The 13829-nt window shown below is 53.9% G+C and carries 7 protein-coding genes; 1 reads left to right on the top strand and 6 read right to left on the bottom strand.

Features of this window, described 5'->3' with window-relative positions:
- Window positions 1-118 precede the first annotated feature (118 nt).
- The 6 genes from C2I18_RS20800 to pheS all read right to left on the bottom strand — a co-directional run bounded on the left by C2I18_RS20800 (window position 119) and on the right by pheS (window position 11394).
- A complete protein-coding gene (locus C2I18_RS20800; RefSeq protein ID WP_249897639.1) occupies window positions 119-1699 on the bottom strand; it encodes a response regulator in 1581 nt (526 codons plus the stop codon).
- Between the two features lie 30 nt (window positions 1700-1729).
- Window positions 1730-3163 (bottom strand): sensor histidine kinase, encoded by a 1434-nt coding sequence (locus C2I18_RS20795; protein ID WP_249897638.1) that lies wholly within the window; start codon window positions 3161-3163, stop codon window positions 1730-1732.
- Window positions 3160-4143 carry a sugar-binding protein gene (locus C2I18_RS20790; RefSeq protein ID WP_249897637.1) on the bottom strand — a complete coding sequence of 328 codons (984 nt, stop codon included), beginning with the start codon at window positions 4141-4143 and terminating at the stop codon, window positions 3160-3162. Before C2I18_RS20790 ends, C2I18_RS20795 begins: the two co-directional genes overlap by 4 nt.
- Window positions 4144-4267: 124 nt before the next feature.
- Window positions 4268-7315: a cell division protein ZapA gene (zapA, locus tag C2I18_RS20785; protein ID WP_342760359.1), complete on the bottom strand. Its 3048-nt coding sequence runs from the start codon at window positions 7313-7315 to the stop codon at window positions 4268-4270.
- Between the two features lie 256 nt (window positions 7316-7571).
- Complete coding sequence (gene pheT / locus C2I18_RS20780; RefSeq protein ID WP_249897635.1) at window positions 7572-10016, bottom strand: phenylalanine--tRNA ligase subunit beta; 2445 nt, start codon at window positions 10014-10016, stop codon at window positions 7572-7574.
- Between the two features lie 343 nt (window positions 10017-10359).
- A complete protein-coding gene (pheS, locus tag C2I18_RS20775; RefSeq protein ID WP_249897634.1) occupies window positions 10360-11394 on the bottom strand; it encodes a phenylalanine--tRNA ligase subunit alpha in 1035 nt (344 codons plus the stop codon).
- A gap of 822 nt (window positions 11395-12216) precedes the next feature.
- Here pheS and C2I18_RS20770 point away from each other — a divergent pair.
- Window positions 12217-13821: a sensor domain-containing diguanylate cyclase gene (locus C2I18_RS20770; protein WP_249897633.1), complete on the top strand. Its 1605-nt coding sequence runs from the start codon at window positions 12217-12219 to the stop codon at window positions 13819-13821.
- The last annotated feature ends 8 nt before the right edge of the window (window positions 13822-13829 follow it).

Raw genomic sequence — 13829 nt, 5'->3', positions numbered from 1 at the left:
GTTACCTTCACTTTTTTACCTTCTGCCTGCACTCCGTTGTGCTCGGCTGTAATGTAATCCTTCACGGTGTTTTTCATAGGAAAAAACGGGGGTACAGCACAAAAAAGTCCTTGTCGGGTCAACAAGGACTTTGCTTTTCCATCTGCTGCCGGTATTCACTTGGGGTAATGCCGACGGACTTTTTGAACACCCTGCTGAAATAATTGGGGTCTTTATAGCCGACCTCATAACATATTCCCTTGAGGCTGAGCTGCTCCCCGGCAATCAGGCGTTTGGCCTCATTGATCCGCAGCCGGGTAACATAGTCGATAAAGGTTTCCCCTGCATGCAGCCGGAACAATTTGCTGAAGTAATGCGGACTTAAGTTCACATACTCAGCCGTCTGCTCCATGGATATATCCTCTTTGTAGTTTTGGCCGATGTACAGCAGCGCCCGCTGGTGCACATGCGAGCTTTTATGCTCCCGTTCCTCAATCAGTCCGCCCTGCAGCATCTCCAGCCAGTACTCCGCCCTGTGCTTTAGCGATACGGGGTCCTCTACAGCGTTCAGGTCGGCGATGATTTCCGCTCCTGCCGCGGAATGAACCCCCCGGGCCAGATACAGCAGCAGACCGATGATTTCACCGCGCAAAGACGTAAAAGGCCGCTCCCCGCTCTGTTCAAAATAAGCATAGAGCGCACCGAAACGTCCGGCTGCCTCCTCTCTGTCCTGCTGCAGCAGGGCATCCAGCAGCCTCTTCTCTTCATCTAGAGAGACCACGCTCTGGCCTGAGCTCTGTATAATATCTTCATAATGCCGCACCGCGGAAGAATCACTTACGCCGGAGCACACACGGAGCGCTTCACGGTAGGAACGGCTGAGTCCGTCCCAGCCTTCCCGGATGGAGCCGATGGCCACATTAAGCGGCAGATGAAAACGCTCCTGAACCATGCTGCGCAGGCGCTCTCCCCAATCCATGGAAATCACGCGCTGAAAGTAGCCTGAGCGTTCCCGGGGCAGGGGGACAAACAATGTCATCTGGTGGCCGATCAAGGGGCTGGCCAGACAGCCGAGTGCGGGCCTCACTAACTGTCTGACCGCTTCGTAAATCTCCCGTTTGGCCAGCTGGAAATCCGCCCATTCATCCTTTGACTGCCGGGGAAACGACAATACGACCGCATAGCCTTTGTTCCAGTCCAGCTTCAGCAGAGAGGCCAGCTGTTCAAGCTCGATTTCCTGCACATGCTCCAGCATCAGCATCAATGTCAGTTCATTTTCAGCCAGCGGGATCAGGTGAGCCAGCTTCTCCTGCAGCTCCAGCTGCTCATTTCTGCTGCGTTTCTCCGCTTCAATCTCAGCCATGATCTGCTTCAGCAGCTCACAGACTTCATCACGCCGGGCGGGCTTCAGCAGGTAATCCCGCACTCCGAGCAGCAGCCCTTCTTTGGCATAGGAGAAATAATCATGGGCGGTGATCATCACAATTTTGACAGACTGGTTCTTGGCGACAATCTGCCGGACTGCTTCAAGACCTTGAATGCCCGGCATCTTGATATCCATGAACACAATATCCGGCATATGCTCTTCAGCAAGCTGAATCGCCTTCCGCCCATTCTCCGCGTGCAGAAACCTGAACGTATCCGGAAATACATGCCTGATCATCAGCTCCAGCCCTTCCCGCTCCAGCGCTTCATCATCGGCAATCAGTAAGCTGTACATCGGTATAACCCCTCTCTTCATTCCTCTGTTCTAGGCGGATGTACGGAAGGGAAGACGGAACCGTACAGCCGTCCCCTGCCCCTCGCTGCTCTCAATCTCAATATGCTGTTCCCCGTTAAAAAACAGCTGCAGCCGCTTAAACACATTGTGTGTCCCAAGCCCGGTGGATTTCCCGTTCCCGCTGAGCCGGGGAGCATCTTCCCGGATAGAACCCATCAGTCTGGCCACCGTATCCCTGTTCATGCCTGCGCCGTTGTCGCGGATGCCAATTTCCACAAGCCCTCCTTCATATCTGATGGACAGCGACAGCACGGCTCCTTCCTCCATCTGCTCCAGCCCGTGTATAAACGCATTTTCAAAAATCGGCTGCAGGGTCAGACAGGGGATCATCCCCCCGAGAGCCTCTTCATCAATGTCCATGACAAAGGTGATACGGTCCCGGAAACGCGCTTTTTGTATATTGATATACTCCGTCACATGCTCCACTTCCTCCCGCAGCAGTACGGCCTGATCCAGCTTTTGCAGGTTATAGCGCAGCAGTCTCGACACGGAAACGGTAAGGTCGCTGGTTTTGGCCGCACCTTCCAGGTAAGCCAGCTTGGCGATGGAGTTGAGCGTATTGAACAGAAAATGGGGATTGATCTGGCTCTGCAGCATTTTCAGCTCCAGCTCTTTGACCAGCCGGTCCTTTTCCACACTCTTGATATTCTCCTTCATCAGCTCCTGGATATTGTCAATCATCCCGTTAAAAGCCCGGCACAAAATGCTGATCTCATCGTTGTTGATGCTCTCCGGCGCCTTGGTATCCATCCGGCCCTTGGAGATTTGCTTGGCGGTTGCCACCAGGCGGCGGATCGGTCCCGTTATACTGCCGGACAGCCAGATCGCCATGGATATACTGAGTACCGCTGCCGTAATTACCAGCAGAATCCCCAGGTCATTCAGTGTCTCCGTCGTGGACATGATCTCTTCATAGATCGGCTTATACTGCTCCAGCTCCAGATCGACCAGCTCCTGTGCTTCCTCACGGATGAACCGCTCCGTCCGCTCCGCCTCAATATAAGCACCGGCAAGGGTATTGGAGTCCTGATCATCAATTTCCGCGATCATCTGTCCGGCCTGCTCCAGAAACGTATCGATGATATGGCGGTAATTCATCAGTGCGAGATCACTTCCCCCGATCGTCTCGATTCCGTCCAGCTTGTGGCGCAGCTCCTTCACGGCGCTTAAATGTTTGTCCACCTCCGGATAGCTGTCCGGACTCACCTGCATAATGAAACGGTTCATCGAGCGCATATTCTCTCCAACCTCGTAGGACACTTCCTTGTACAGCAGCATCCGGTTCATCATGAGATGGTAGCTTTCCTGGATATTCTTCCCGCTCTGGAACAGGAAAAAGGATACCGAGCTCATCAGCAGCACAAGCAGAGGAATGCAGATCAGCAGCTTTTTGCGGATGCTCACAGGCTCTCCCCCTCCTGCACGTTATTTTTATCCAGTACTTTAACTTCTGTAAAATATTCAGACCGCACTGTCTGTCCCTGAAAATGCTCATGGAGCAGCCGCACAGCCGTATTCCCCATAAGATAAGGCTGCTGTGCCAGCGTAGCCTTCAAGTCCCCTTTCTTTATCGCATTCAGCGTCTCCGCCAGATTATCAAAGCTTATAATGGTCATCCCCGTGCGCTTCAGGCTCTTGGAGGCCTGAATGACACCGAGCGCATCCGTGGAGCTGGTGCCGACCATCACATCGATATCGGGATGCTGCCGCAGCATGTCTGCTGCCTGCTGGATGGCCTCCATATGGGATATGTTGGAGCTGCGGACATCCACGATTTCAAGTCCCTTGTGGCCCTTTATGATACTGCTTAAGCCATGCAGGCGCTGCAACTGGTTTTTGGCCTGATCGCTGCCGATAATGACCCCGATTTTCCCTTTGCCGCCCGTTGTCTTCACAACCATGCGCCCCAGTGTTTCGCCTGCTGCCACATTGTCGGTCCCCACATAGGCGAGCCGTTTGCTGTCCGGAGCATCGGTATCAATAGTGACAACCGGTATCCCGCGGTCCACAGCCTTATCAATGACCGGCGTGAACTTTTCATCGTTCAGTCCCTGTACAATAATGGCATCTGCCTGAGCGGCAACCGCTTTTTCCAGCAGGCTGATCTGCTCCTCCATGTTATTGCGGACCGGGCCGGTAAATTCAATTTCAATTCCGTATTTCTCCGCAGCTTCCCGTGCGCCTTTCTCAATCTTTTCCCAATAGGGGTGGTACCGTTCCTGTTCGATCAGCACAATGTGATAGCCGGTACTCCCGCCAACGGGGTGGCCCCGCAGTTCCTTAACGATATTGCCCATCCGCGCAGAATGATTTGCAAAATTAATAAACAGGTAGGCCAGCAGCAGGAATAATCCCACCACGGCGCCAAGCCATTTTTTATCCATCCCTATTCACCCCTGTGAACATCCTACCGCGCAGTGTAAACGGTTGCAATTATTATTTTAGTGGATGCACAAAAGGATGCCGCCCTTAGAGGGCCAGCATCCTTTTGTGTGTTGCATCCGCCATTCAACTGTCCTGTTCGATCAGTTGAATCCATTCATTATATTCCGTCTGGAGCTTGGCATATTCCGCCTGAAGGCTGCGGTGCTCCTGGGTCAGCTTATCCAGCTCACCCTCACGCATTTCAAATTGAGCCTGCAGAAGACGCAGCTGTCCTTGGGTCAGCTCATAGTTCTCTCCGATTTGATTAAGCTGGTCCAGCACTTCGCCACGCGCTTTGTTCATGGATTCAGCCTGGACCTCCGCTGCTGCAGCCTCCTGCTGCCAAATCTCAATCTCCTCGCGGAGGGAAGCCTCCGTCTCGGTCCACGCCTGCTGGCGCTGCTGCAGCTCTTCGAACTTCTGCTTCCAGGAAGCTTCGTATTCCCTCGTCTCGCGCAGCGCCTCCTGATGTTCTGCAGCCGCAGCGGCAGCTTCACGGCTGGCTTCATACTGCTCTTCCAGACGGCGGGCAGCTTCCTCGCCTTCCGCCTCCAGCAGCTGGCATCTTTCCCTCAGCCGGTCGCCTTCCTGCAGGATGTCGTCATACTCCGCAATCATTTCCTCATAACGTCCGCGCAGTGCCGAGAGCTCTCTGCGGGCTTCTGCAGCATCGTCACGAAGCTGTGAGCTCTCGCGTTCCGCTTCGGTCCGCAGCCGGGCTTCTTGGTCCAGCTTCTGTACCAGTCCATCCGCCTGTCCATGGAGAGTCTCAATTTCCCGCTGCAGCAGAGATGATTTCTCTTCAGCCTCCAGCAGTCCCATCTCCAGCTCGCCGATATCTTCCATATGCTTGCCGGCAAGCTGTTTCCAGTGATCTGCTTCTCCGGCAGCGCGGGTAAGCTCTCCCTGAGTCAGGCTCAGACTGGCTCTGGCTCCCTCCAGTCCCTGACGGAGCGCAGAGACCTCTTCCTGCGACTGCTCGTAGCGTCCGCGCAGTTCTTCAAGTTCTTCATTCAGCAGCTCTCCCAGTTCTGTGGAAGATGTAAGCTCTGTCTGCACGGAGGCCAGGCGTTCTTCTCTTTCCTGCAGCTGGCTGCGCAGAACGGCAGCTTCATTCTGTACCTGCTCCTGGCGTTCACGCAGCTCTTCGAGCTCGGCGTTCAGCAGCTCTCCTAATTCTGTGGAAGAAGCAAGCTCTGTCTGCACGGAGGCCAGGCGCTCTTCTTTTTCCTGCAGCTGGCTGCGCAAAGCAGCGGCTTCGTTCTGCGTCTGCTCCTGGTGTTCACGCAGCTCTTCAAGCTCGGCGTTCAGCAGCTCTCCCAGCTCTGTGGAAGAAGCAAGCTCTGTCTGCACGGAGGCCAGGCGTTCTTCTCTTTCCTGCAGCCGGCTGCGAAGACCAGCTGCTTCATTCTGCGTCTGCTCCTGGCGCTCCCGCAGCTCTTCAAGCTCAGCGTTAAGCAGTTCTCCCAACTCTGCGGAAGAAGTAAGTTCCGATTGTACGGAGGCCAGACGTTCTTCTCTTTCCTGCAGCTGGCTGCGAAGAGCAGCTGCTTCGTTCTGTGCCTGCTCCTGGCGTTCTCGCAGCTCTTCCAGTTCTGCGTTCAGCAGCTCTCCCAGCTCTGCGGAAGAAGTAAGTTCCGATTGTACGGAGGCCAGACGTTCTTCTCTTTCCTGCAGCTGGCTGCGCAAAGCAGCAGCTTCGTTCTGCGTCTGCTCCTGGTGTTCACGCAGCTCTTCGAGCTCGGCGTTCAGCAGCTCTCCAAGCTCTGCGGAAGAAGTAAGTTCCGATTGTACGGAGGCCAGACGTTCTTCTCTTTCCTGCAGCTGGCTGCGAAGACCAGCTGCTTCATTCTGTGCCTGCTCCTGGCGTTCACGCAGCTCTTCAAGTTCTGCGTTCAGCAGCTCTCCCAGCTCTATGGAGGAAGCAAGCTCCCCCTGCAGTGATGCCAGACGTTCTTCTCTTTCCTGCAGCTGGCTGCGAAGAGCAGCTGCTTCATTCTGTGCCTGCTCCTGGCGTTCACGCAGCCCCGCAAGCTCATCATTCAGCAGGGCTTCCTTCTCGGAAGAAGCGCGCAGCTCTTCGCTGAGCGTCTCTTCACGGAGCAGAACCGCTTCATATTGCGACAAAAGATTCTGGCGGGCTTCGCGTTCACTCTTCAGCCCGGCTTCAGCAGAGCGCAGCTGGGATTGAAGCTGCCCGGTTCCGCCGCGCAGCTCACCGAGCTGCTTCTCCATCTCGGCAATCTGCCCCTTGTGTCTATGCTCCTGGGTGCCTTGTGCCTGGCGCAGCTCCTTATTCTTGGCCTGCTCCTTCTGCAGAGCTTCCCGTTCTTTGGTTAACTCACCCTCAAGCGCAGTTTTGGTATCAGCCAGCTCCTTGCTGAGCGCAGAGCGGATCTCCACAATCTCTGTCCCCAGCGTCTCCCGGGTCTGCGTGAGCTCCTGCTCCAGCTGGGCCAGCGTTTCTGATTTCTCCCTGGTCAGCGTTTCACGCAGTTCGTCCAGTTCCTGAACATGAGCCGCTCTAAGATCCGCAAGCTCCTGCAGCCGGATAGCCTCGAGCCGCTCCAGCTCCTGGCGGTGATTCTCGCGGGCTGCGGACTGCTCCTGCTCATAAGTTTCCCTCAGGCTCTTAAGCTCCGCTTCCCTGGCCTTGAGATCCTCCGCGAGAAGCTCGCGTCCTGCTGCGGCTGCCCTTTCCGCTTCCTGCAGCTGCTCTGCATGAACCTTACGCTCGTGCTCCTGCCGCTCCAGATGACGCTTGCGTTCTTCCTCGGCAGCTGCTACCAGTCTTGCCGCTTCTTCCTTGGCCGCAGCCTCCAGGCGTTCGAATTCTTCCTGCCGCTCCTTCTGTGCTTCCTGGAGACGTGATACTTCGGCTCGCAGCTCCGTACGCTCTCCTGTCAGCATATTCAGCTCATTCTTGAAATCCTGAACCTGAATGGCCTGCTCAGCCATATGTACGGCTGCAAGCACCGCAATCCGCGGTGTATCCAGTCTTGAATGTGATTTGGATATAGCCCGCATGTGCTCGTCCACATAACGGGCAACCTGTTTCATATATTCGCTGCTGCTTCCGACAAGCTTGTAGGAAGTTCCATATATTTCCACGGCGACACGAGTCCGGTCCATAGCCACAGTTGTGCCCTCCTTTGAATGTGTGCAGATTCTAAGCTAGTCCTGTTTCTATTGTATCGTTATTCATTAACATTTGGCAAAAATACAGCTTCATCCAGCAGACATCCCAACCGCTCATTTGCGGTAATCCTGCGGATGGAAATGATGAAGAAGGATGTTTTCACCGGTACCCGCACGCTTGATCTGACAAGAAAAAGCCGCGCGAATCTCGGGTCTTAATTGGATTCGCTGCGGCTTTGCACAATTCCTGCTATTTTCTCAATTCTGCGCCAAAAGTTTGCTGCAGGGCAGCAACCACTTTTTCATGCGCTCCGCTTACTTCCTCATCGGTCAAAGTGCGCTCCACATGACGGTACAGCAGGGAGATCGCGACGCTCTTCTTGCCGCTTTCCATCTTGCCGCCGGTGTACACATCAAACACCTGTACATTTTGCAGCAGAGGCCCGCCATTCTCACGGATCGTGTTCAGCAGGTGTCCTGCAGGGACAGAATGATCCACCACAACGGCGATATCACGTTCCATACCCGGGAAGCGCTGAAGCTCACTGTACTGAAGGTTTTTGCGTGCAGAATCATAGAGCGGCTGCAGCAGAAGCTCAGCAACATAGGTATCCTCCAGATCAAGCTTGCGCTGAAGCTCCGGATGAATCTGTCCAATGGTTCCGATCTTTACGCGGCCGGCCTCTGTACCGAGATACACAGAAGCGGAACGGCCCGGATGATAATCGGCCGGGGCATCGCCTTCATAGGTTACCCGCTCCGTAAGCCCCAGATGGGCAAATACAGTTTCAAGCGCACCCTTCAGGTCGAAGAAATCCACCGGCTGGGCCGGCACATTCCACTGCTTTTCTGCCTGGCTTCCGCTCAGCAGCAGTCCCAGGACCGGCAGCTCACGCGGCTGACGGGTCAGCTGTTCTTCCTCCGTGAAGAACACATTGCCGATTTCGAACAACGCCAGATCACTCTGTCTGCGGTTCGTATTATACAGGGCAATCTCCAGCAGCTGAGGCAAAAGACTGGTGCGCAGCACACTGCGGTCTTCGCTCATCGGCATAGCGAGCTTCACGGCATGGCTGCCTCCGGCAAATGCCGGGAACAGTCTGCTTTGCTCCGGCTGAATGAAGGAATAACCCATAACCTCCTGATATCCGCCGCGGGACAGCAGGTTCCGCAGCTCCCGGCGCAGGAATTGCTGTCTCGTAAGCGCACCCGGTGTCGTAACCCCTTCAATCAGTGTAGTCGGGATGTTGTCATAACCGTGCAAACGGGCGATTTCTTCAATAAGATCGACATCATAGCTGATATCACCGCGTCTCGTAGGCACCTGTACCTCAACCATTCCCTGGCCGGCATCCCCGCATTTGAAATGAAGACGGCTGAACAGGGTCTTCACTTCCAGCAGCGAAAGCTCTGTGCCCAGGTAGTTATTCAGCTTTTCCAGTGACAGGGTCAGAACCTTCTCCTGAACAGCATCATTTCCGGCCTGCACGATACCGCCATGCACAGTGCCTCCGGCATAACGTGCAATCAGCACTGCTGCACGGTTGAGCGCAGGAATGACTGCATTCGGATCCACTTCCTTCTCGAAGCGCAGGGACGCTTCGGAGCGCAGACCGAGCTGGCGCGAGGTTTTACGGACGGTTCCGCCGTCGAATTTGGCGGATTCCAGAATCAGATTCACAGTTTCACCGGTAACCTCGGTATCCAGGCCGCCCATCACTCCGGCAAGCGCTACAGCCTTAGCCTCATCGGCAATAACCAGCATTTGCGGCTCCAGCTTGCGTTCCTGCCCGTCCAGCGTAGTCAGGATCTCGCCTTCTCGCGCAAAACGTACACCCAGCACGCCGCCTTCCACTTTATCACCGTCAAACGCATGCAGCGGCTGACCGTATTCGAGCATCACGTAGTTGGTAATATCCACGATATTATTGATCGGGCGCACACCTGCTGCCATCAGGCGGTTCTGAATCCACAGCGGGGACGGAGCAGGCTTAACACCGGTAATATAACGCACTGCGTAATGGGAGCAGTAAGCTTCATCCTCGATTTTCACGGATACGGAATCCGCAGCAGGCCCGCCTGCTTCCACAAGCTCGGAAGCCGGGTCCGGCAGCTGAAGCTCACGCCCGAGAATCGCGCTTACCTCGTAAGCAGCACCGATCATGCTGAGGCAGTCGGAACGGTTCGGAGTCAGATCAAATTCAAGGACCTCATCGCTCAGGCCCAGCACAGTCAGAATATCCTGGCCCACTTCTGTATTCTCAGGCAGGACAAGAATGCCCTCCTGCTGTTCTTTCGGCAGCAGCTTGTCATTGAGGCCCAGCTCCTTGGCAGAGCAGATCATGCCTTGGGAAACTACGCCGCGCAGCTTGGCTTTTTTGATGTCCAGACCCGGCAGCTTGGCGCCGACTAGAGCTACAGGAACCTTCTGGCCTGCATCAACATTTTTCGCTCCGCAGACGATCTGCAGATCTTCGCCTTGTCCTGCGTCGACGATACATACGTTCAGCTTGTCGGCGTCAGGGTGTTTTTCCTTTGATTTTACATATCCGGTAACAATGCCCGACAGTCCTTTGTTGCGGCGCTCGACACCGTCAATCTCGATGCCGGCGGCAGTGATTTTGTCTGCCAGCTCTTCAGCGGTTACCCCCTCCAGGGAGATGTAATCCGTAAGCCATCCGGTTGATACTTTCATGTCCGCTCACTTCCTTTTGTTTCAGATGTATTTATCTACCTGCCGGTTTTGCTTGCTGTCTGAGGAAAGCTTACAAGATTTTGTTTTACGCTTATCTCTTCCAAGATCCTATTAAAAGAGACCACTGCAAGAAATGTTTGGACTTCCGATCGCTGTTATCCTCAGATTTCCTGATTTGAACCGCTGTCCGCGGTAGAAATCCGAGGATAAAGGCGAACGCTGACGCTTCTACAGTTCCAAATTTCTCTCCGTTCCTTCTTTAATATTATCTAGTCTTACGAAACCGCAAACCAAAAGAGTTGAATACTTTCATTCCGTCCGGCCCGCAAAGCCCGCCAAAAATCTAAATCCCCTTGAACTGCTTTACAAAACCCATATCATTCGTGTAGAAGTAGCGGATGTCGTCGATACCGTACTTCAGCATCGCGATCCGTTCCACACCCATACCGAACGCAAAGCCGCTGTATTTCTCCGGATCATATCCGCCCATTCTGAGCACGTTCGGGTGCACCATACCGGCGCCGAGAATCTCCAGCCATCCGCTCTGCTTGCACAGCCGGCAGCCGTCACCGCCGCATTTGAAGCAGCTTACGTCAACCTCAACGCTCGGCTCTGTGAACGGAAAGAAGCTTGGACGGAGACGGATGCCCGTGCTTGGTCCGAACATTTCTTTTACGAACTGGTTCAGCGTGCCTTTGAGGTCGCTCATCCGGATATTGCTGCCGATAACGAGCCCCTCAATCTGATGGAACTGGAAGGAGTGGGTCGCATCGTCGTCGTCGCGGCGGAACACTTTGCCCGGACAGATGATTTTGACCGGAGTCTCCCCGTTCATGGCCTGCATGGTGCGGATCTGCACCGGAGAGGTCTGGGTACGCATCAGCAGGTCTTCGGTTAAATAGAAGGAATCCTGCATATCGCGGGCCGGATGGTTCTTCGGCAGATTGAGCGCTTCAAAGTTATAATAATCCGTCTCCACCTCTGGGCCTTCGGACACACGGTAGCCCATTCCGATGAAGATATCTTCAATTTCCTGAACTACCCGGTTGAGCGGATGGATACCGCCCTGCGGGAGCCGGCGGCCCGGCAGTGTGACATCCACTTTCTCGGCCTGCAGGCGGTTCAGCGTTTCCTGCTGCTGGAAAGCCTCCTGCTTGGAGGTGATAACCTCCTCAATGGCACTGCGCACCAGATTGGCTACCTGCCCGATCACCGGACGCTCCTCCGCGCTGAGTCCTCCCATTCCACGCAAAACTTCTGTCAGCTCGCCTTTTTTACCCAGGTATTTTACGCGCAGATCATTCAGAACCTGCGGGTCAGTGACCTCCTGCAGCTTAGCCAATGCCTCGACCTTCAATGCTTCCAGCTTTTCTTTCATGGCCGTGTACTGCCCCCTTCAATCATCGTATTGTTCAACAAAAAAAGGCCTTTCCTCCCGGTAAGGGACGAAAAGACCGTGGTACCACCCTTGTTAGACAGGACATCCTGACCGGCCTTCAAAGGATCACTCCCTTGAGAAACGGAAAAGCGCTGTCTCACTTTAACAGAAATAACGGTCTGCGGCCGGTACCCCCTACTGAATCCTTCAGCATCACTTGAGGAAAGGTTCAGGGAACTGCTCCGGAGTGAACTTCAGCAGCTCTGTTGCCTAGAAACGCTCTCAATCTACGGCGTCTCCTCCCTGTAAGCCAGGCACTGCGTACTTATCTCCATCACGGCATTTCACTTCAATATCTTGCTTGATCTTGTTCAAAAGATATGTCTGTTTATTATATGAAAAAACTGACGGTTTGACAAGCCGGACAGCGGCTGGCGCAAAATCATTCTCAAAAAAAGGGAAGATCTTAGGATAAACTGTCACCCTGGGGTAAATTGGAAAAATATTTTACACATACTTTACCTAAAAAGAGAGTATCGTTTGCAGTAAAGATGGGTAATAGGATTTACGAGCCGGAATATGATTAAATTTGTAGGGCATACATAATAGTTAAATTTGTTTATTTTTCCACCGGGACGGCCAACATACATTGATGAGAAGAATCCTTGATCTGACGGAAGCTTTGCTTTCCTATGACCATTTATCCGAACTCTCTTCGTTGTCCCTGCAGACAGTACCTGCAGCCGGATCAGTTCCGCATGTAGCAAGTCACACAGCAATGAAATGTTATATCGCAAAGTTTTATGCGGGGAGAGGATGTCAGTGGCACTACCAGCACACAAAAACACATGCAGATTAATCCTGATTTTTGCCGCCATCTCCGTAACTCTAGTGGGGCTCAGTATCGCTTCCCTGATCTGGCTGAACCAGACCATCAGTCGGCTGTCTGATTCTCTGTATAATGACATATACCAGAATTCCGAACTGATCCTGAACGCTGACCGGGATCTGCAGCAGGCTGCGGTTGCACTTCATACGGCTATGAATCAGAATCTGCCGAACGGGCAGGTCAGCCGGCTGTCCCAGGAGTTCGAAGACAATAATACACAGGTGAAGCAGCGTATCAGCACGGCAAGGTACAATATCAGCATTCTGGATAGCCCGGGACAGAGCAATACAACGAGTGAGCGGGTGTTAAACGGACTGCAGGAGGAACTAGCGGCATTCGAGGCTTCTTTTGAACAGTGGAAAAGCACGGGACGGGATATGATCTCCCGGCGGGTGCAGAGCAGCTGGAACCCGGCTCAATACTCAGCCCTGCTGGTCAATGAGCGTTTGAATGAGGTCCGCAGCTATCTGGATCAGTCCGAGAATATGATCGGCAGCTACGCCAGGCAGATCGATCTTGAATTCCGGGAGAAAAAAAGCGCATTGTTCGCAGTCTACTCCCTCCTAGTCTTCCTGTTAATCATGGTCATCGTATACCTGAGCCGGAGACTGATTGCCCAGCAGAATGAAATGCTTGAGGAAAAGTCGTTGTATCAGCTGATCGGCGAGACAATGTCGGACTTCATTATCCTGACGGATCCGAATGGTCTCATTCAATACGCATCACCTTCACATTCTGCGGTGCTTGGTTATGTTCCGGAGAAAGGCGCTCCCCTATCCAACTATATCCGCGAGGCCGAAATTTCCTGGGCCAAGCTGAAAAGTGTCGTGCAGGGCGTCCCCAAGATTACCGAGCTGCGCATGCGTGCAGCCCAAGGGCATTGGGTCTGGCTGGAGACAAAGGTTACGCCTATCAGCAGCAACCGGTCTTATCCGGCACAATTCATGCTCATCTCACGCGAAATTACCCAGCGCAAGCAGCATGAGGAACGGCTGCACAAGCTGGCTTTCTACGATCACCTGACCTCCATTCCCAACCGGGCCCATTTCAAAATGTACATGGAGAACCTGATCACCCAGCCCGAGGAGCACCGGCAGGAAATCGCACTGGCGCTGCTCGACTGCGACAGGTTCAAGCAGCTGAATGACACGCTGGGCCATTTAGCCGGCGATGAATTTCTGCAGCTGCTCTCCCGTGAGCTTCAGCAGACCGTCAAAGGCTCAGGTCAGGCCTTCCGCATCGGCGGGGATGAATTTGCGGTGGTGCTGCACCGGTTCACCAGCCGTGACATGCTTGATGAAATGCTGGAACGTCTCCTGAAGCTGTTCGACAAATCCTGGTCCGTCAACAAAGGCGAAAGCTTCCATACCTCTGCCAGTATCGGCGTTGCGCTCTATCCGCAGCACGGCACCACCATTAATGAACTGCTGCGGGCTGCAGATCTTGCCATGTACCGCGCCAAGAACAACGGCGGCAATGAATACAGTCTTTACAATGAGCAGATGGATGAACAATACAGCGATCAGTCGACAAAATGAAAGCCTAT

Origin of the sequence: Paenibacillus sp. PK3_47 (genome assembly GCF_023520895.1) — a bacterium.
Lineage (GTDB): Bacteria > Bacillota > Bacilli > Paenibacillales > Paenibacillaceae > Paenibacillus_AQ.
The sequence above is the reverse complement of the archived record's forward strand: the minus strand, read 5'-3'. Positions and strand labels throughout refer to the sequence as shown.

Coding starts and splice junctions, on each gene's coding strand:
- C2I18_RS20800 (WP_249897639.1), bottom strand. CDS start 1,699: ATGTACAGCTTACTGATTGCCGATGATGAAGCGCTGGAGCGGGAAGGG.
- pheT (WP_249897635.1), bottom strand. CDS start 10,016: ATGAAAGTATCAACCGGATGGCTTACGGATTACATCTCCCTGGAGGGG.
- pheS (WP_249897634.1), bottom strand. CDS start 11,394: ATGAAAGAAAAGCTGGAAGCATTGAAGGTCGAGGCATTGGCTAAGCTG.
- zapA (WP_342760359.1), bottom strand. CDS start 7,315: ATGGACCGGACTCGTGTCGCCGTGGAAATATATGGAACTTCCTACAAG.
- C2I18_RS20790 (WP_249897637.1), bottom strand. CDS start 4,143: ATGGATAAAAAATGGCTTGGCGCCGTGGTGGGATTATTCCTGCTGCTG.